Source organism: Mesorhizobium sp. M0701, assembly GCF_040320365.1.
Lineage (GTDB): Bacteria > Pseudomonadota > Alphaproteobacteria > Rhizobiales > Rhizobiaceae > Mesorhizobium.
In genome coordinates this window covers 19112-37111 of record NZ_JAMYPO010000012.1, presented here as the reverse complement: position 1 = coordinate 37111, position 18000 = coordinate 19112, and the positions used below count along the sequence as shown (strand labels likewise).

At 63.2% G+C, this 18000-nt stretch carries 14 protein-coding genes; 11 read left to right on the top strand and 3 right to left on the bottom strand.

The genetic code is table 11. The annotated features are described in order from the left end of the window. Positions 1–9 precede the first annotated feature (9 nt). From NKI24_RS14320 to NKI24_RS14310, 3 genes are all read right to left on the bottom strand, one after another. The gene (locus tag NKI24_RS14320) at positions 10–933 is read right to left on the bottom strand and encodes a carbohydrate ABC transporter permease (protein ID WP_352746073.1); all 924 of its coding nucleotides are present in this window, start codon (positions 931–933) and stop codon (positions 10–12) included. Between the two features lie 152 nt (positions 934–1085). Continuing rightward, positions 1086–2531 (bottom strand): ABC transporter substrate-binding protein, encoded by a 1446-nt coding sequence (locus tag NKI24_RS14315; RefSeq protein WP_023676027.1) that lies wholly within the window; start codon positions 2529–2531, stop codon positions 1086–1088. Positions 2532–2575: 44 nt separating this feature from the next. Further along, entirely contained in the window at positions 2576–3550 is a 975-nt protein-coding gene (locus tag NKI24_RS14310; protein ID WP_023676028.1) for a sugar-binding transcriptional regulator, read from the bottom strand. A 227-nt stretch (positions 3551–3777) separates the two neighbouring features. Here NKI24_RS14310 and NKI24_RS14305 point away from each other — a divergent pair, with 227 nt between their 5' ends. The 11 genes from NKI24_RS14305 (at position 3778) to NKI24_RS14255 (ending at position 17889) form a co-directional block, all read left to right on the top strand. Further along, positions 3778–4821 (top strand): LacI family DNA-binding transcriptional regulator, encoded by a 1044-nt coding sequence (locus NKI24_RS14305; RefSeq protein ID WP_352452412.1) that lies wholly within the window; start codon positions 3778–3780, stop codon positions 4819–4821. A gap of 36 nt (positions 4822–4857) precedes the next feature. Then, a complete protein-coding gene (locus tag NKI24_RS14300; RefSeq protein WP_352746070.1) occupies positions 4858–6126 on the top strand; it encodes an ABC transporter substrate-binding protein in 1269 nt (422 codons plus the stop codon). A 74-nt stretch (positions 6127–6200) separates the two neighbouring features. Beyond that, a complete protein-coding gene (locus NKI24_RS14295) occupies positions 6201–7046 on the top strand; it encodes a carbohydrate ABC transporter permease (RefSeq protein ID WP_352746068.1) in 846 nt (281 codons plus the stop codon). Then, positions 7043–7885, top strand: coding sequence for a carbohydrate ABC transporter permease (locus NKI24_RS14290; RefSeq protein ID WP_352452409.1), 843 nt, complete (start codon positions 7043–7045; stop codon positions 7883–7885). Before NKI24_RS14295 ends, NKI24_RS14290 begins: the two co-directional genes overlap by 4 nt. A gap of 21 nt (positions 7886–7906) precedes the next feature. Next, positions 7907–8947, top strand: coding sequence for an ABC transporter ATP-binding protein (locus NKI24_RS14285; RefSeq protein ID WP_352452408.1), 1041 nt, complete (start codon positions 7907–7909; stop codon positions 8945–8947). Positions 8948–8979: 32 nt separating this feature from the next. Next, entirely contained in the window at positions 8980–10260 is a 1281-nt protein-coding gene (locus NKI24_RS14280) for an amylo-alpha-1,6-glucosidase (RefSeq protein ID WP_352452407.1), read from the top strand. A 192-nt stretch (positions 10261–10452) separates the two neighbouring features. Beyond that, complete coding sequence (locus tag NKI24_RS14275) at positions 10453–11853, top strand: SWIM zinc finger family protein (protein ID WP_352452406.1); 1401 nt, start codon at positions 10453–10455, stop codon at positions 11851–11853. Then, positions 11850–13280, top strand: a complete 1431-nt coding sequence (locus NKI24_RS14270; protein WP_352746064.1) for a DUF5691 domain-containing protein — start codon at positions 11850–11852, stop codon at positions 13278–13280. Before NKI24_RS14275 ends, NKI24_RS14270 begins: the two co-directional genes overlap by 4 nt. 20 nt (positions 13281–13300) lie before the next feature. Further along, positions 13301–14380: an ATP-binding protein gene (locus NKI24_RS14265; protein ID WP_352746062.1), complete on the top strand. Its 1080-nt coding sequence runs from the start codon at positions 13301–13303 to the stop codon at positions 14378–14380. Positions 14381–14384: 4 nt separating this feature from the next. Then, positions 14385–16643 (top strand): DUF5682 family protein, encoded by a 2259-nt coding sequence (locus tag NKI24_RS14260; protein WP_352746059.1) that lies wholly within the window; start codon positions 14385–14387, stop codon positions 16641–16643. After that, positions 16636–17889 (top strand): VWA domain-containing protein, encoded by a 1254-nt coding sequence (locus NKI24_RS14255; protein WP_352746056.1) that lies wholly within the window; start codon positions 16636–16638, stop codon positions 17887–17889. The genes NKI24_RS14260 and NKI24_RS14255 overlap by 8 nt, the downstream gene beginning before the upstream one ends. Positions 17890–18000: the final 111 nt, after the last annotated feature.

Here is an 18000-nt window from a genome sequence, read left to right as displayed (position 1 = left end):
GCCAGCCTCCTATGCCTGGCCGCGGGCGCGTTCGCGCAGCCGCAGCCAGTTCTTGATGAAAATGTTCGAGAGGAAATAGGTGATCGCCCACAGGATGATCATCAGTGCCGCCGAGCGGCCGACATTGGTCGACTGGAAGAAATTGAGATAGGCCTCGACCTGGAACACGGTCAGCGTGTCGCCCGGACCGCCCTGCGTCATGGCGTAGATGATGTCGAACTGCTGGATGGAATCAAGCAGGCGGAACAGGGTCGCCGTCAGGATGTAGGGGGTCAGCATCGGCAGTGTGATGCGGAAGAAGACGAAGCTGCGTGGCACGCCGTCGAGTGCTGCCGCCTCGAAGGGCTGCGTCGGCAGGCTGCGCAGGCCTGCAAGCAGCAGGATCATGATGAAGGGCGTGTAGACCCAAATGTCGACGAGCACGACGGTGAGCAGCGCCGTCGACGGAGACGAGGCCCAGCGGAAATCCTGCAACCCGATCAGGCTGGCGAGATAGCTGAGCACGCCGAAACCGGGATTGGTCATCAGCTTCCACATCAACGCGGCGAGCGCCGGCGCCGTCATCAGCGGCATCAGCAGCATGATCGAGATGAAGTTGTTCAGCGTCGAGCGCTTTTGCAGCAGCATGGCGATGCCGAGACCGAGAAGCAGTTCAAGCACAACGGTGATGCCGGCGTAGAGCAGCGAGATCTCCAGCGTGTTCCAGAACTTCGGGTCGGTGAAGAAGGAGATATAGTTGTCGCCCCAGTTGAACTGCCGCGCCCAGGGTTGGCTCAACCGGTAGCGCTGGAACGAATAGACCACCGACGTCAGGAACGGGATCAGGATGCCGATGCAGACCAGCAGAGCCGGCAGGCTGAGGAGATAGGGCAGCACCCGCTTGCTGATCCTGAAGCCCGACCGCCTGTTTCTTTGTATTGTCGCCGCAGTCATCGGCTGCTCCGTCATCCTGTTGCTTCGCCGTCCCGGCCGCCCAAGGGAGCAAGGCGGCCGGTCGGGCGAGCAGGCGGCACCTTTCGGGACCGCGTCGCAAACGTATCACATCTCAAAGGCTGGCCCGCGGACGGGTCAGCCTTGGCCGCGGCTTAGCCGAGCCCGGCTTCCTTGAGCTGGCTGTTGATGCTCTCGGCCAGCTTGTCGAGGCCCTCGTCGACCGGCACTTCCTTGGCCACCATCTTCTGCAGCGTCGCCGCCCATTCGGTGGTGAGATCGAAGAACAGCGGCTGCGGGGTGAACTTGATGCTGGCGCCCGGCGCCGAGACGTCGAACATCTCGACATAACCCGGATAGCTCTTGTTCAGCTTCTCGCGGAACATCTCGTCGTTCCAGACCGACTGACGAACCGGATTGACGAAGTCCATCTTGGTCGCACCGAACAATGCATGCTCGGGTCCGGATGCCCATTGCATGAAGTACCAGGTGGCGTCCTTGTCCTTGGAGAAGTTGGACATCGACAGCGACCAGATCCAGATATTGGGCGTCGGCGCCTTGGCGGCAGGATTGGCCTTGAATGCCGAAAAGGCGAGCTTGCCGGCCATCTTGTTGTCGCCGCCATTCATGAAGTAGCCAAGGATGTCGGCGTCGTAAATCATCGCCGAAGCACCTGCACCGAGATCGGTGCCGACCTGGTACCAGGTGTAGGTCGACCAGTCCTTCGGGCCGCTCTCCTGGATCATCTGGACCCACTGCTTGTGGAAAGCCTTGGATTCGGCGGTGTTCATAGCGGCCGACAGCTTGCCGTCAGCCGAGACGTTCAGGTCCTTCTGGTCGAAATTGGCGTAGGCCGACAGGAAGCCCGGGTGGATCGTTGCCCAGGAGCGCGAGCCGCGCACGCCGATGCCGTAGACGCCACCGCCGACGTCCTTGGTGAGCTTCGCCGCCGTAGCGACCATCTCATCCATATTGCCGGGAACGCTGACGCCGACCTTGTCGAACATGCCCTTGTTGTAGGTGATGTTGTTCTGCTCGAAGCCCCACGGAATGCACCATTGCTTGGCGTCCGCCGAACCGAGGGCGCCGCCCGGCTGGCCGTTCCAGGCGCAGGAGTTCTTGACGCCGGGCAGGAAGTCGTCCCAGGCATATTTCGGGTTGGTCTTGGCCGGATCCTTGATCCATTCGTTGAGGTCGGTGATCCAGCCGGCCGGACCGTAGGTCCAGGTCATGTAGGCGCCGGTCATGAAGGCATCGTATTCGGGCGAGCTGGCCGACAGCGCGGCGGTAACCTTGTCGAAATAGACGTCTTCGGGGAACACGTCATAGACGACTTCCATGCCGGTCAGCTTCTTGAAATTGTCGAGGTTGGCAATCATCGCATCGGCGTAAGGATGCTTGTTGAGCAGCAGCTTGATGGTCTTGCCCTTATGCGCCTGCCAGTCGAAATCAGCCGCCAGGGCGCGGGTCTGCCCGAAATTGAGCAGTGTGCCGGCGGTGCTGGCGGCAAGGCCCATTGCACCGAGGCCCTTGATCAGCCCACGGCGGTCGACTTGTCCACGCAGGAATGCGTCGATGAGGTCTTTCTCTTTCTCATGCATTTCTCTTCTCCTCCACAGGGTAGTTTCAACGAAATGGTTGCCGGCTACCCGACCGGCGTCTGTTCCACGAGCGATCGCGCCGTCCGCTCGTCGGTTATCAAGCCTTTGAGATAACGGCCCTCCAGCACTGACTTGATGGCGCGAACCTTCACCTTGCCGCCGGCGACGGCGACAATCCTGCGGTTGCTGATGTCTTCGCGCGCCAGTGCCAGCGCCCGGTCGGAAAGCGTCGTCGCAACGGCCTTTCCGGCATCGTCGAAGAAATGGCCGAGCAGTTCGCCGACACCGCCGTTGCGGCGGATCTCCTCCATCTCGCCCTTCTCGATCATGCCGGTGGCGACAAGCGAGGCCTCACGTTCGGCGGTGCCGATGCCGGCGATGAGCAAGTCGGCGGACTTGGCGAGGTCGAAGACATCGCTGACGCCTTTCTGCCCGAGCAATACTGTTCGATCCTCGACCGTGTTGGCGAACATCGGTACGGGCATCACATAGGCCTCCGCACCAGTCCGCTCGGCGACGCGGTGGATGACGTCATGGGGGTTGGCCGAGAACTTGCGCGTCAGGCCGCCAAGCAGCGAGACGAAACGGATCCTGCCGGCCGATATGCGCGGCAGATATTCCACGCAGGCGGCAAGCGTGCGGCCGTGGCCGACGCCGATCAGCGCCTCTTCGCCGCGTTCGATCTCGCGCTTGAGAAACTGCGCGCCAGCAATGCCGAGCGCCTTGAGCGGCAGGTCTTCGGCATCGAAGTCCGGAACAACCTCGCAGTAGTCGAGGCCGTACCGGCCGGACAACTCATCCTCAAGCTCCACGCATTCTGAGACTTCGCCGTCGATGTAGACTTTGACCAGGCCTTCCTGATTGGCCTTGGTGATCAGGCGATGCGCCTTGAGACTGGTCAGGCCAAGCCGTTTGGCGACCTCCGACTGGGTCAGGCCGCCGGCATAGTGAAGCCAGGCGGCACGGGCTGCCATGCCGGTCTCATCGTCGCGCAGCAGGCCGTTGCCAAAACCAACCATTTCCGCCCTTTGATATTTTTATCAATTGCTGCAAAATTTTTCACAAGGCGTCGCCCGAGTCAAGCAACCGCTGCGTTTAAATCTCCGGCCAGGAGCTTGCCGGCCGGGGCCGAATAGAGCCGCGCTAACCAACGGGCAAGAAACAACACCGACCGCGCGCCATTTAAAACGTTTGCAATTTCGCTAGAAGTGATTACAAACGTTTCAAACTTCGTTCGGGAGGAACGATGCCGGCCCGCGTTACGACCCTCAAGGAACTTGCTGCGCAGCTCGGCCTGTCGATCACGACCGTTTCGCGCGCCCTTGCCGGCCACGAGCAGATCGCCTTGAAAACGCGCCAACGTGTCACCGAGGCCGCGCGCCAGGCCGGCTACGTGCCGAACACCGCAGCCCGCACGCTGGTCTCCGGCCGAAGCGGCTTCGTCGGCATGGTACTGCCGATCCGCGGTCCCAATCTGGTCGATTCCTTCCTCGGCGAATTCGTCACCGGATTGGGCGAAGGGCTGGTTTCGCACGGCTCCGACCTGATCCTGGCCGCAGCAGCGCAAGGCCAGTCGGAACTTTCCGTGCTTCGCCATGTCGTCGAATCCGGGCGCGCCGACGGCGTCGTCGTCACCCGCATCGCCGAGGTCGACGAGCGGCTTGCCTATCTGCGTCACCGCAATTTCCCGTTCGTCGCGCATGGCCGGCTGCTCGACGGCGACTTTGCCTACCATTGGCTCGATACCGATGGCGCGCACGCATTCGGCGAGGCCTTCGACATGCTCTACGATCTCGGACACCGCCATTTCGGCCTGGTGACGATTTCCGAGCCGATGACATTTCGCCATCTCAGACAGGACGGGCTCGCCGCCGCGATCGCCCGCCGGGGCGATCCGTCCGTCAGGCTCGATGTGGCGACGGCGCCGCGTTTCGATCGCGGTGCCCGCATCCAGGCAATCATCCGGCTTCTGCACGCCACCGAGCGGCCGACGGCGATTGTCGCGCTGTTCGACGAGCTGGCGCTGACTGTGATGGAAGAGGCGGGGCGCGCCGGACTTGCCATTCCTCGCGACCTTTCGGTGATCGGCTTCGACAACATAGCCGCCTCCGCCTATGCGCCGCCGGGGCTGACCACTTTCGACGCCTCGATCCGCCGGTGCGCGCGCGAGATCGGCGAGATGCTGCTGACCGTCATCGGCGACAGGCCGGACGCGCCACTGACGCGGCTGGTCCGGCCGACACTTGTCTCGCGGGCAAGCCATGGCCCGGCACCCACAGGACGGAACTGACGCCTTAGCGGCGCACAACCAGGGAGGAAGACGACGATGAATGCGTTGAGGACATTGGCAGGTGCGGTGCTGGCGTTGTCGCTTGCTGCCGGCGCAGCACAAGCCCAGCAGGTGTTGTTCTGGTCGACACAGGCGCGACCAGTGGAAGAGACACAGAAGATGCGCAGCGAAGTGCTGAAGGGGTTTGACGGCCAGGTCGACTATCAGGTCGCCGAGGACGGGCCCTGGCTCACCCGCCTTCAGGCCGAACTGCAGGCCGGCTCCGGCACCATAGGCGTGCTCGGCGGCCTGCACGGAGACTTCTCCACCGTCGGCGCGAACCTTGTCGATCTCTCCGGCGTCGATCTCGGTGGCGTCAAGGTCAACGAGACCTACAAGAAGCTCGGCATGCTCGGCACCGGCGAGCAGAAGTACCTGCCATGGATGCAGGCCACCTTCCTGATGGCGGCCAACAAACAGGCGCTGCAATATCTGCCGGCCGGCACCGATCTCAACACCATCACTTATGACCAACTGATCGAGTGGGCGAAAAACATCGCTGAAAAGACCGGCTCGCCCAAATTCGGTTTTCCGGCCGGCCCGAAAGGGCTGAAGCACCGTTTCTTCGAGGGTTTTCTCCTTCCATCGTATACCGGCTCGATGGTGACGAAGTTCCGCTCGGCGGAGGCCGAGACGGCGTGGAATAAGTTCAAGGAATTGTGGCGATACACCAACCCGAATTCGACCAACTATGCCTTCATGCAGGAGCCGCTGCTGACCAGCGAAGTCTGGGTGGCATTCGATCACGTGGCGCGCCTCGCCGACGCCTTCAACCAGAAACCCGACGAGTTTGTCGCCTTCCCGGCGCCGGCTGGCCCGGCAGGCCGCGGCTACATGCCGGTGGTGGCCGGTGTCGCTATCCCGAAGACCTCGCCTGACATGGACAAGGCCAAGGCGCTGGTCGCCTATATGCTGAAACCGGAAACCCAGATCGCGACGCTGAAGGCGACAAACTTCTTCCCCATCGTCGACGTCAAGCTGCCCGACGACATGCCGGCCTCGGTGAAGGCCTTCAGCCCAGTGATCGCCACCATGACCGGAGCTCCCGATGCGTTGCCGGCGCTGCTGCCGATGGGACTTGGCGGCGTCGGCGGCAAGTTCAATCAGATCTACACCGACAGCTTCGAGCGCATCGTGCTCGGCGGCGAGGATGTCCACGGCGTGCTCGACGAACAGGCGACGGCGCTGAAGGCGATCATCGACCAGGCGAAGGCGCCATGCTGGGCGCCCGACAAGCCCTCGCAAGGCGCCTGCCCGGTCGATTAAGAATCCTCCCGGGCGTCCGGATTTCCAGCGCGCCGGGCGCCCACCCCTTTGAAGCTTCGAATAGAGAGCGCTCCATGCACAGCAAGGCCCTGCCCTATCTGCTGCTGACGCCGGCGACGCTGTTCCTCTGTGTCTTTTTCCTCTACCCGTTCGTGTTGGTCGCCTTCGAGGCGTTCACCCGCGACGGCGGCTTTACGCTCGACAATTTCCGCACCATGGCGGGCAGCTGGAAGTTTCCGGTCACTGTCCGCAATACGCTGCTGCTGAGCGCCATCGTCGTGCCGATCCAACTGGTGATGGCGCTGCTGATGGCAACGGTGGTGTCGCGGCTTGAAACCGGGCGCAGCGCTGCGCTTTACATCTTCGCTATTCCGCTCGGCATCTCCGATCTCGCCGCCGGGCTGATCTGGCTCGCCATCTTCGACCAGTCCGGCTTCCTGAACACCTTGCTCTCCAATCTCGGCGTCATCGACAGGCCGGTCATGTTCCTCGGCTACCAGAGCAAGCTGACGATCTTCATCGCCGTGGCGCTGGCCGAGATCTGGCGCGCGACCGCCATCATGATGGTCATTCTGGTCGCCGGCATGGGGCTGATCCCCCGGGAATACTACGAGGCGGCGGAGGTTTTTGGCGCTAGCCCGTGGAAGCGCTTCATCAAGATCACGCTGCCTCTGCTGCGCCCAAGCCTGCAGACGGCGATCATTCTGCGCGTCATCCTTGCCTTTGAGGTCTTTGCCGTGGTTGCAGCACTCGGCGGCACCAATCTGCCGGTGCTGATGGGCGAGACCTACAATTGGCAGTTCACGCTGCAGGACCACAATGTCGCCGCCGCCATGGCGCTGTTCATCCTCGCCATCTCGATCGGCTTCCTTCTGTTCTTCCTGCGGGTGCTGCGTGTGCCGAAGGAGACTCGCATATGAGCACTGTCGCGGAGCTCTCGATCGCCGCGCCTGAGGCCCGCAAAGCCGGCAATTGGTTGCTGGTCGCAACGGTCATCCTGCTTTGCGTCTGGGTGCTGCTGCCGATCTATCTGTTGATCGTCAACGCGCTGTCGTCGCCGGAAGAGGTGACCGCCTTTCCCAAGCGCTTCTTCCCGTCATTCGATTTCGGCAGCCTTTCTTTCTTCATCAAATTCGCCGGCGTCGCCAAGGCGCTGTGGAACTCCGTTCTCGTCGCCACGCTGACGATGCTCCTCTCGATCGGCTTCGGCGCACCCGCGGGCTACGCGCTGTCGCGCTTCGAATTCCCGGGCAAGGAAACGTTCCGTTTCGTTGTGCTGATGACCCGCGCCTTCCCGCTGCCGCTGCTGGCGCTGCCGCTGGCGGTGATGTTCATCCGCACCGGCCTCGACGACACCGCGATCGGGCTGGCGCTGGTCCACACCACGCTGGCGCTGCCGTTTGCGGTGCTGATCACCTTCTCGCTGTTCTCCGGCATTCCCGTCGAGCTGGAGGAGGCGGCCTGGACGCTCGGCTGCACGAGATTGCAGGCATTCCGAAAAGTCATTCTGCCGCTGGCGCTGCCGGGCATCGCGGCGTCGGCGGTGTTTGCCTTCACCATCTCCTGGAACGAGGTGTTTGCTGCCGCAGTGCTCACCATAGAGAACCGGACGCTGACCGCCTTCCTGTTGCAGAGCCTCGGCGAATCGCCGCTCTACCTCAAATTTGCCGGTGGCGCGGCACTGGTCATTCCGGCGCTGATCTTCATCTTCGCCGTTCGCAAATATCTGTTCGCCATGTGGGGGATCGCCAACCGATGACGCGCACAAAAGAGAACGCCGATGGCTGAGATCGTCATCAAGCAGGTGGCAAAACGCTTCGGCGGCTTCACCGCGCTGCATTCGATCGACCTGACCATCGCCGACCAGGAATTCATGGTGCTGCTTGGCGCCTCGGGTTGCGGCAAGACCACGCTGCTGAGGATCATCGCCGGGCTGGAAACGCCAAGCCAGGGCGAGGTCTGGATCGGCGGCCGTCGCGTCGACCATCTGCCGCCGCGCGAACGCGGCATCGCTATGGTGTTCCAGAATTACGCCGTGTTTCCGCACCTGACGGTATTCGAGAATATCGCCTTCGGCCTGCGCATGAAGAAGCTGCCGCAGCAGGAGGTCGACGGGCGCGTCAACCGCACCGCCGAGCTCATGCACATCGAACAGCTTTTGAAGCGCTATTCGGGCCAGCTTTCCGGCGGTCAGCGCCAACGCGTGGCTGTGGCCCGGGCCCTGGCGATGGAGCCTGACGTGATCTTGATGGACGAGCCGCTGTCCAACCTAGACGCGCTGCTGCGGCTCGAAATGCGCGCCGAGCTCAAAGGTGTGCTCGCGGCGTCCAAGACCACCACCATCTACGTTACCCACGACCAGGTCGAGGCGATGAGCCTCGCCGACCGCATCGCCGTCATGCATCAGGGCCGTATCGTCCAGGCCGCCTCGCCGGTAGAGGTCTACCGCAATCCGGCGGCCCGCTTCGTCGGCTCCTTCATCGGCAACCCGCCGATGAATTTCATCCCGGCGACGAAGACGGCCGACGGCAGTTGGACCGTCGCCGGGCTGACGCTGCCCGGCCCCAAATCGGACAAGCAGACGATAGAATTCGCCATTCGCCCCGAGGATGTGGACGCCGGCAACGAAGGTATTAACGCCACCGTGCGCGTTGTCGAGCCGCTCGGACCGCACACGCTGGTCAGCTGCGACGTCGAGGGCGGCCTGTTCCGCGCCATCCTCGAATCGAATGCCACGGTCGCCGTCGGCGATCACTTGCGGCTTTCGCCCAAACCCGATCGCGTCCGCTGGTTCGATCCCGAAACCACCAACGCCCTTTGATCCCCTTCGATTCTGAAAGTACGAACGCTCCGATGATATCTCTTGCTGTCGACGAAACCATCGCCCGCGCCGTCGAGGTGCTCAGGGAAAATGACCAAGGCACCTATACCATACCGACCAAGGGGCTCTACCCGTTTCAGTGGAACTGGGATTCCTGCCTGACCGCGCTCGGCCTTGCCCACTATGACGAGGCGCGCGCCTGGACCGAGATCGACACGCTGTTCGCCCACCAATGGCCAGACGGCATGGTGCCGCACATCGTCTTCCATGTCTGGAGCGACGGCTATTTCCCCGGGCCGGAGGTCTGGCGAACCAACCGCCCGACTGCCACCTCCGGCATCACCCAGCCGGCGGTCGCCGGTTTTGCCGTGCGCCGCTTGTTCGACCAGGCCAAGGACAAGACCCTGGCGGCCGAGCGCGCCCGCGCGCTGTTGCCGAAAATCGATGCCTGGCACCGCTGGTTCTACGAAAATCGCGACCCGGACGGCGAAGGGCTGGTCGCCATAATCCACCCATGGGAGTCCGGCCGCGACAACTCGATCGATTGGGACGAGGCGTTCGAGCGCGTGCCGACCGAAGGCGTCGAGCCCTACACCCGCCGCGACATCCTGCACGCCGATCCGGCGCATCGTCCAACCAAGGCACAGTATGACCGCTATGTCTGGCTGTTGCAGCATTTCCGCGGGCTTGGCTGGGATAATGCCCGGCTGCACGATGCCTCGCCATTCCAGGTCGTCGATCCCGGTTTCAACGCCATCCTGATCCGTTCCGCCGCCGACCTTGCCGATCTCGCCGAGGCACTTGGCGAAACCGAAATCGCAGAAGCCAATCGCGCCCGTGCCGAAAAGGGGCTTTCGGCAATGGAACGGCTGTGGAGCGACGCGCATGGCCAGTACATTTGTTTCGACCGAGTGGCCGGAAAGCATGTTGACAGCGCGTCGGTCGGCGGCATTCTGTCGGTATTTTCGGCCATCCCGGAAAGCCGGGCAGCGACCATCGCTGCAACGATCGAGCGCATCGCCGGCAAAACGCGTTACATCGTCCCGTCGCACGATCCTGAGGATGGGCGCTTCGACCCAAAGCGCTACTGGCGCGGCCCGGTCTGGCTGGTGGTCAACTACATGATCGCCGACGGCCTTGCCGTCGCCGGCCGCAGCCAAATCGCACAGCGCATCACGCAATCCAGTCTCGAGCTGATCGCCGAGAGCGGTTTTGCCGAATATTACGATCCCCTCAACGGCGAGCCGCTCGGCGGCAATCGCTTCACCTGGACCGCGGCAATGGTGATCGAGTTCCTGAAGGGCAGAGCCTGAACGCTTCCGCCTAGGCCGCCGGCTACCAAAGCCCGTTCTGTCCGCCGAATAACAGTCGATACTATTTGCGTCTGAGGCACGTCCTGGTCCATCAAAACAGGGCCAAGGCATGCCAATCTTCACCATGCCAGAGCTATAATAATTCTTCACAAACCGCTATCTATACTGTGTCGGGGCGGGGAGAAGCGCGGCTTGGAATTCGATCTGAAAACCATTGAGGCGCTTGCTCCCGATCAGGCGTCGCTGAGCGCCGCCTCCAACCTCACCAAACGAACGAACTGGCCGCGGCTCGAAAAGCATGAGCAGCAGGCGCTCATCTGGGGCGAATGCCAGGGCTCCGGCTCCAATCCTTATCGAGTGGTGGTCGACACGGGTGATCACGGCTACAAATGCACCTGCCCCTCGCGCAAATTCCCATGCAAGCACACGCTGGCCTTGATGTGGATTGCCGCCACCGCGCCAGCCAGTTTTGCCGCTGCCAATACCACGCCGGAATGGGTGAATGACTGGCTTGGCCGACGCAGGAAGACAACGCCACAGCCGGCGCAACCAGTACCCGGCGCGGAAGCCAAGCGCATTGGCGAAGCCGCACGAGCCGACGAGAGCACCGCCGTTGAAGACATCGCGGCGCTGGAGCGTCGCGAGGCGGCGCAGCGCAAGCGGGCGGAAAGCACACGAGAAGCAGTGTCGGCTGGGCTCGATGAGCTTGATCAGTGGATAGCCGACCAGTTACGGCTCGGTCTGTCCGGGTTTGTCGACGCCAGCAGCGACCGTTGCCGGCGGATTGCTGCGCGGCTAGTCGATATGAAGGCAGCCGCGCTCGCCGGCCGTATCGACGAGATTCCGTCGCGGCTGATGGCGCTGCGCAGCGAGGAACGGTCTGATGCCGCAATCCGTGAACTCGGCAAGCTCGTGCTGCTGGCCAAGGCGTGGCGGTCGGAGCCCGACGACCCCGAGCTGAAGCGCCTCGTATCAACGTCTGAACCCCGCGAACAGGTTCTCAGCAGTCCGGATGCAAGACAGGTTGAAAGCCTCTGGGAAGTTCTCGGCGAGAAGATCGAGAGCCGCCGCGATGGTCTGGTCAGCCATTCGACGTGGCTGCTCGATTTGAAAAGCGCCACCCCGCAATTTGCCGTGCTGCTCGACTTTTTCCCGGCTTCGGCCGGGCGCCGGTCCAACGCTTTTGCACCAGGCGACCGTTTCAATGCCCGACTGGTGTTTTATCCATCACGCATGCCGCTCCGCGCCCTCGTGGTGGAGCGCATGGGGGAGGTTGCGCCCGGCGCGTGGCCCGATTTTGCTTTTGGCACCGCGAAGGATCCGCTCGCCACGCATGCTTCCCATCAGGACGCCGCGCCCTGGATCGCTGATTGTCCCCTCATGCTGCCGCCCGGCGCTATCCTGCTCGACGATCGGGGCACGGCATGGTGGCAGGCGGAGGATGAACCGCAGGGGATCGCATTGCCGATCGCCGGCGCGGTAGATCAAACCTTGCTCGGCCTCGGCCTTGCGGCCACGGCAGCGCTCTGGAACGGCGCGCGGCTTGAGCTTCTGGCAGCGCAAAGTGAGTTCGGGAGGCTTGATCTGGCGTGAACGAAAGCGAGCAAACAGGCCTGGCGGCAATGCGCGATTGCTGGATCACCGGCGGTGCTACATTCGATCTGGCTCCGGCCGGATGGAAAGCAATCGCCGGCGGTGCAAGTCCCGACGAACAGGAGCGCCGGCTCCTGGCAATCGCAGCACAAGCGCTCGACGTCGCGCTGCGGCCGGCCGCGCCGACGACACTCAAGCGTCGTCCGCTGCTGCCCAGACTTGCCCTGCCCATTCTGCCGCCACGATTTCGGCCGTTGTTGAGAGCCGCTCTGAAGCACGCCGCCGACGCGAGGCGAAAGGCACGCGTGGCGGCGCTCGTCGCCAGCCGCGGCTTTGTGCTCCATCCCATGGACTGGATGCCCTCGGATCAGAACAGCCCGGACGTCTACGCACCATGGATAGACTGGCAAGCAAGCATGAACGGGGAAAGGCTTGCCCCACAAGAGAAACTGACTGCGGAAAACTGGGATGAGTTCTATCCCGCCGCGCGACGCTTGGCCCTTGCCGATATGCGCCGTACCGACCCGACATCGGCTCGAATGTTGATCGAAGCCAAGGCCTCGGGCGAACCGGCGGAAGTCAGGCTTGTGCTGGTCGAGCTTATGCGCTTCGGCCTGAGTGCCGAGGACGTGCCTTTCCTGAAAAGCCTTTCCGCCGACAGGTCCGGCAAGGTGCGCGAACTGGCTGGCCGGCTGCTGGCAAGATTAGGAGAGCACGTTCGCCCGAGCGACGGTGGACCGGACGATCCCGTAGCCGAACTCGCCGCCTTTATCACTGAAGGCAGATCCGGCTTCATCCGCCGCCGGACGATCTACACTCCAGCAAAACTAAAATCCCAAGCGCAGGAGCAACGCCGCGCCGAACTGTTCGAGATATGCAACCTCGTCGACCTTACCGAACGGTTCAACACTACGGAAGCCGAATTCATAGGAGGCTGGCAATTCGGTGCCGACAATAAAGCCGACATCCTGATCGCACGAATGGTCGCCGCCTCAGGGAGCGAAGCCGCCCTTACGCAGATGGCGGATACGCTTATCGCCGAAGGCGGCAAACCGGCGCTGTTCGTGCTTCACCTCATGCCGCGCCTGGACAACCGCAGAAAGCGTGTCCTCATCAGGCTGATCCTCAAGGAGACAACTTATCTTGGCATGATCAACCTGGAAGGCATCGATGTCGACTGGCTGGAATGGGACGACCTGACGAATGGACAGGCGCTCGCCGCACTGCGTTCCGCCGCCGGCGGAAAAGACGACGCCGCGCGGCGGGGTCTCGACGATGTACTGGAGACGATCGGCTTCCTTGCCACCGCGACCACGGCAGCGAAATTGATCGACGACATGGTCGCGGCGGGCGTGCCGCCCGCGGCTCCTTCACTCGGGCTTCTACGTCTCAACGCATCACTGGCGGGGCCTGGAACCAACACATGACCAATCCGGAGAACAGCAAAATGAACGCAGCCATCCGCCTCCCGGTCGAGCAGGCCTACGCTTCGGAATTGCAGGCGCTGGCGCGCGATGACGACCGGCAGAGGCCTGCCGGCTGGAGCCTGTCGCCACAGGCTGTGCTGACCTATTTGCTAGGCGGGAAGGCCGGTGACGGCACCTTGGTAACGCCAAAATATGTCGGTCGCCGCCGGTTGATGGAAACCGCGGTAGCGACGCTCGCCACCGACCGTGCACTCTTGCTGCTCGGCGTTCCCGGAACCGCCAAGTCCTGGGTGTCTGAACATCTTGCCGCCGCCATTATGGGCGACTCGACGCTGATCGTGCAGTGCACGGCCGGCACCGACGAGAACCAGATCCGCTATGGCTGGAACTATGCGCAGCTACTGGCAAAGGGCCCGAGCCAGGAAGCGTTGGTGCCGACGCCGCTCTACCGAGCCATGCAGAACGGCAAGCTCTGCCGGCTGGAGGAACTGACCCGCATGGGCTCAGACGTGCAGGACACGCTGATCACCGTGCTTTCCGAAAAGATGATGCCTATCCCGGAATTGAACACCTCGATCTACGCCCAGCGCGGCTTCAACATTATCGGCACGGCAAACAACCGCGACAAAGGTGTCAACGAGCTCTCCTCGGCGCTCAAGCGTCGCTTCAATGTCGTGGTGCTGCCATTGCCGGAAGACCTGGCCGAAGAGGTGGCGATCGTCTCCAAACGGGTCGACGAGATGGCTGGCGGACTCGACCTGCCGGTGCCGAAAAATGTCGGCGAGGAGATCGCCCGTGTGCTGACCATCTTCCGCGAATTGCGCTCCGGCGCGACTGCCGACGGCAAGGTGACGCTGAAGACGCCTTCCGGCTCGCTGTCGACCGCAGAAGCGATCGCCACGATGGTTGGCGGGCTCAGCCAGGCGGCGTGGTTCGACAGTGGCAAGCTCGGCGCCGAAGGTCTCGCCGCCAGCCTTGTCGGCGCGATCGTGAAGGATCCGGTGCAGGACAAGGTGGTGCTGGAGGAATATCTGGAAACAGTGCTCAAGAAGCGGGCCGACTATGCCGGCTATTACGCGGCGCTGAACGCAGCGATCTGACGCCATGGGCCACGGCGACATTGCCTATTTCGGGATACGCCATCACGGGCCGGGTTCCGCCGACAGCCTGGTGCAGGCACTGCAGGATTTGAACCCGGTCGCCGTGCTGATCGAGGGGCCGATCGACGCCTCTGAGCTTCTGCCCATGCTGGCCCGCCCCGAAATGCAGCCGCCTGTGGCGCTCCTTTGCTATCCGGAGGACGATCCGGCTTCGACAAGCTTCTGGCCTTTTGCCGAGTTCTCGCCCGAATACCAGGCGGCGCTTTGGGCTGTGGGCAATAAGGCGACGTTGCAGTTTATCGACCTGCCGTCATCGGCACGGTTCACCACTGCTGCGATCGGTGGCGCGGAGGAAACCGATGCGACCGAAGCTACCCAAGCCCCCGAGGATGGTGACGCGGCTCCGCTTCCGCGTGATCCGATAGCCATGCTGGCACACGCCGCCGGTTATGAGGACGGCGAAAGCTGGTGGTCGGATATCATTGAACAGAATCCGGAACCCGGCCCCATATTTGCGGCCATCGCCGATGCGATGACGACACTGCGGAATGGTGAGGGTCCGATCGCGCAGTTCGAAGCCAAGCGCGAGGCGCATATGCGGCTCGAAATCGCCAAGGCGCGTAAGCAGTTCGACGGACCGATCGCCGTCGTCTGCGGGGCATGGCATGTGCCGGCGCTGCAGGCCACCCACACTCAGAAAAACGATCAGGTCCTGATCAAGGAAATTGCCCGGCGCAAGAGCACAATGACATGGGCACCGTGGACGGGACCGCGCCTGGCGCTGGGATACGGCTATGGCGCAGGCGTCGTCGCACCGGGCTGGTGCAAGCATCTCTGGCGCACGCGCGGCCGGCGCGATGCGGCGACCCTGTGGCTTGCGACGATCGCCGCCGTGCTGCGGGCGAAGGGTCACCTGATCTCGACCGCTTCGTTGATCGAAGCGGAGCGGCTCGCCCGGACGCTTGCCGCGATTCGCGAACGACCGAAACCCGGATTTGAGGAATTGCGCGACGCCGCGATCGCCGCCCTCTTCAACGGCGAAGCGTTGCTGTGGAGGTTGGTTGAGGCCGAGCTGCTTCTGGGTTCGGACGTCGGCGAAATTCCGCCCGACACACCGCTGGCGCCGCTGATCGAGGATCTGCAGCGTAGCCAAAAGGCGGCGCGCCTAAAATCCGAGGCGCTGGAGCGGGAACTGTCGGTCGACCTGCGAAGCGAGAGCGGGCTGTTTCGCTCGACATTGCTGCATCGGCTGCACGTGCTTGGTGTGCATTGGGGCAGACTGACCGATGCCGGTCGCAGCCGTGGCACCTTCCGCGAGCGGTGGACCCTAGCGTGGGAACCGGAATATGCCGTTCGTCTGGTCGAGAACCTGATCTACGGGCCGACCATCGAAAAGGCTGCCAATGGCCGCCTGATCCAGATGATCGAAACGGCGGCGACGCTCGATACGCTTGCGGCACTGGTCCAGAGCGCCATCACTGCAGGCCTGTCGGAAGCATCGACTGCCGGCCTCACGGCGTTGGAGGCACGCGCGGCGCGCAGCAGTGAATGCCTGGAGATCCTGGCGTCGGTGCCGCCGCTCGCCGACATTGTCCGCTACGGCGAGGCCCGCAAAACGCAAACGGACCGGCTGTCCGGCCTCATGGAGCGGCTGATCGTCGAAGGTGCGATCGCGCTTCCCTACGCTGCGCGCGATCTGGATGAGCAGGCCGCCGCGACACTGGTTGGTGCGATGCGCAAGGCCGATGAGGCGATCAGGCTGGTCGAACCCGGCCAAGACGTGCTGGACGGATGGCGCAACGGGCTGGCGGCCGTACTGGAGGCGTCACGGTCGACGGCGCTGCTGGCCGGGTGCGCCGCACACCTGCTGTATGAAGCTGGTCGCCTGTCCGCCGAAGTCGCTGCCGGGCTGCTCGGGCGACGCCTGTCACCGGGGACGCCTGTCACTGACGCGGCCGGGTTCTTCGAAGGCTTCTTCAGCACAGCCGGTCAACGGCTGATTTATGACGAGGGTCTGCGCGGTGCGGTCGATGGGTGGCTCAGATCCCTGGACGAAGATGCTTTCATTGCGCATCTACCGCTGCTGCGCCGTGTCTTTTTTAATCTGGACAGCATGGAACGCCGCCGGCTGATCGAAGCGGTCCTCGGCCGCGCGGCGCGCTTGCCGGCTGGCGTGACGCCGACGCCGGATGGCGGCGAGGCATGGCGCCGGCACCTGGGGCTGCTTGGACCGTTGCTCAACGGAGAAACCGGCAATGGATGACGAGGCCGAAATGAACGAACCCGGCCCGCTCACTTCCGATGGCGGAAGGGAGCGCCGCTGGCGACTGGCGATCGGCGCCGATGACGAAACGTCTGGGGCACTTTCCAGCGACGATAAACGGCTTTCGGCGGCACTCGACGCTCTCTACGGCGACGGCGTTAGCGCCGCTTCTGCCGACCCACGCAAGCGGCGTGGCGGCCTTGGCCGGTCGGCGCCGCGCGTTGCACAATGGATGAGCGACATCCGCTCCTTCTTTCCGGCGCAGGTCGTCCAGATCGTCCAGAAGGACGCCTTCGAACGGCTGGACCTGAAGCAGATGCTGATGGAACCGGAATTCCTCAAGGCGATCGAGGCGGACGTCAATCTCGTCGCCGACCTGATTTCGCTGCGCTCGGTCATGCCGGCCAAGACCAAGGACATTGCCCGGACGATCATTGCCGATATCGTCGGCAAGCTGATGCAGAAGCTGGAGCAGAAGACCGCCGAGGCGATACGCGGCGCTCTCGATCGATCGAGACGCACCAACCGCCCGCGTGCACGCGATATCGACTGGCAGCGCACTATTTCGGCGAACCTTCGCCACTATCAACCCGAGCATAGGACCATCGTGCCGGAGAAACTGGTCGGCTTCATGCGCAAGCAGCGCCGGCTTGTCGATCTGGATGAGGTCGTTCTCTGCGTCGACCAGTCCGGCTCGATGGCAAGCTCGGTGGTCTACGCCTCGATCTTCGCGGCGGTGATGGCCTCGCTGCCGGTTGTGCGCACGAAGCTTGTCTGCTTCGATACGGCGATCGTCGACCTGACCGAAGAGCTCAGCGATCCCGTCGAGGTGCTGTTCGGCGTGCAGCTTGGCGGCGGCACGGACATCAATCAGGCGGTCGCCTATTGCGCCGACCGTATCGAACGGCCCACCAAGTCGCATCTGGTGCTGATCACCGATCTCTATGAAGGCGGTAATGGCCAGGACTTGCTGCGGCGACTGGCAGCGCTGGTTCGATCCGGCGTAAATGTCGTCGTGCTTCTGGCGCTGACCGATCAAGGCCGGCCCGGCTACGATCCCACAATGGCAGGCTCGGTAGCAGCCCTTGGTATTCCCGTCTTCGCCTGCACGCCGGATCTGTTTCCGGACATGATGGCTGCGGCCTTGCGCCGTGCGGATATCGGAGCATGGGCGGCGACCGCCGATATCAAGCTGGTCCGCGCCGAAGCGCAGGTGTCGAGCCACCCACCAACTGCCACAGTTTGACAAAACGCGGTCCGCGCCTATGGTCGACCTGTTACAGGAGCGGTGCATGGCGACAGCAACCGACTGCATTTTTGGCGGGTTTTCCGCATGTTTTCTTTCCAGCGAAATTCG

Bases quoted from the DNA above. Each gene is read 5' to 3' on its own strand.
- NKI24_RS14320 (WP_352746073.1), bottom strand. From the start codon at position 933: ATGACTGCGGCGACAATACAAAGAAACAGGCGGTCGGGCTTCAGGATC.
- NKI24_RS14315 (WP_023676027.1), bottom strand. From the start codon at position 2,531: ATGCATGAGAAAGAGAAAGACCTCATCGACGCATTCCTGCGTGGACAA.
- NKI24_RS14310 (WP_023676028.1), bottom strand. From the start codon at position 3,550: ATGGTTGGTTTTGGCAACGGCCTGCTGCGCGACGATGAGACCGGCATG.
- NKI24_RS14305 (WP_352452412.1), top strand. From the start codon at position 3,778: ATGCCGGCCCGCGTTACGACCCTCAAGGAACTTGCTGCGCAGCTCGGC.
- NKI24_RS14300 (WP_352746070.1), top strand. From the start codon at position 4,858: ATGAATGCGTTGAGGACATTGGCAGGTGCGGTGCTGGCGTTGTCGCTT.
- NKI24_RS14295 (WP_352746068.1), top strand. From the start codon at position 6,201: ATGCACAGCAAGGCCCTGCCCTATCTGCTGCTGACGCCGGCGACGCTG.
- NKI24_RS14290 (WP_352452409.1), top strand. From the start codon at position 7,043: ATGAGCACTGTCGCGGAGCTCTCGATCGCCGCGCCTGAGGCCCGCAAA.
- NKI24_RS14285 (WP_352452408.1), top strand. From the start codon at position 7,907: ATGGCTGAGATCGTCATCAAGCAGGTGGCAAAACGCTTCGGCGGCTTC.
- NKI24_RS14280 (WP_352452407.1), top strand. From the start codon at position 8,980: ATGATATCTCTTGCTGTCGACGAAACCATCGCCCGCGCCGTCGAGGTG.
- NKI24_RS14265 (WP_352746062.1), top strand. From the start codon at position 13,301: ATGAACGCAGCCATCCGCCTCCCGGTCGAGCAGGCCTACGCTTCGGAA.
- NKI24_RS14260 (WP_352746059.1), top strand. From the start codon at position 14,385: ATGGGCCACGGCGACATTGCCTATTTCGGGATACGCCATCACGGGCCG.
- NKI24_RS14255 (WP_352746056.1), top strand. From the start codon at position 16,636: ATGGATGACGAGGCCGAAATGAACGAACCCGGCCCGCTCACTTCCGAT.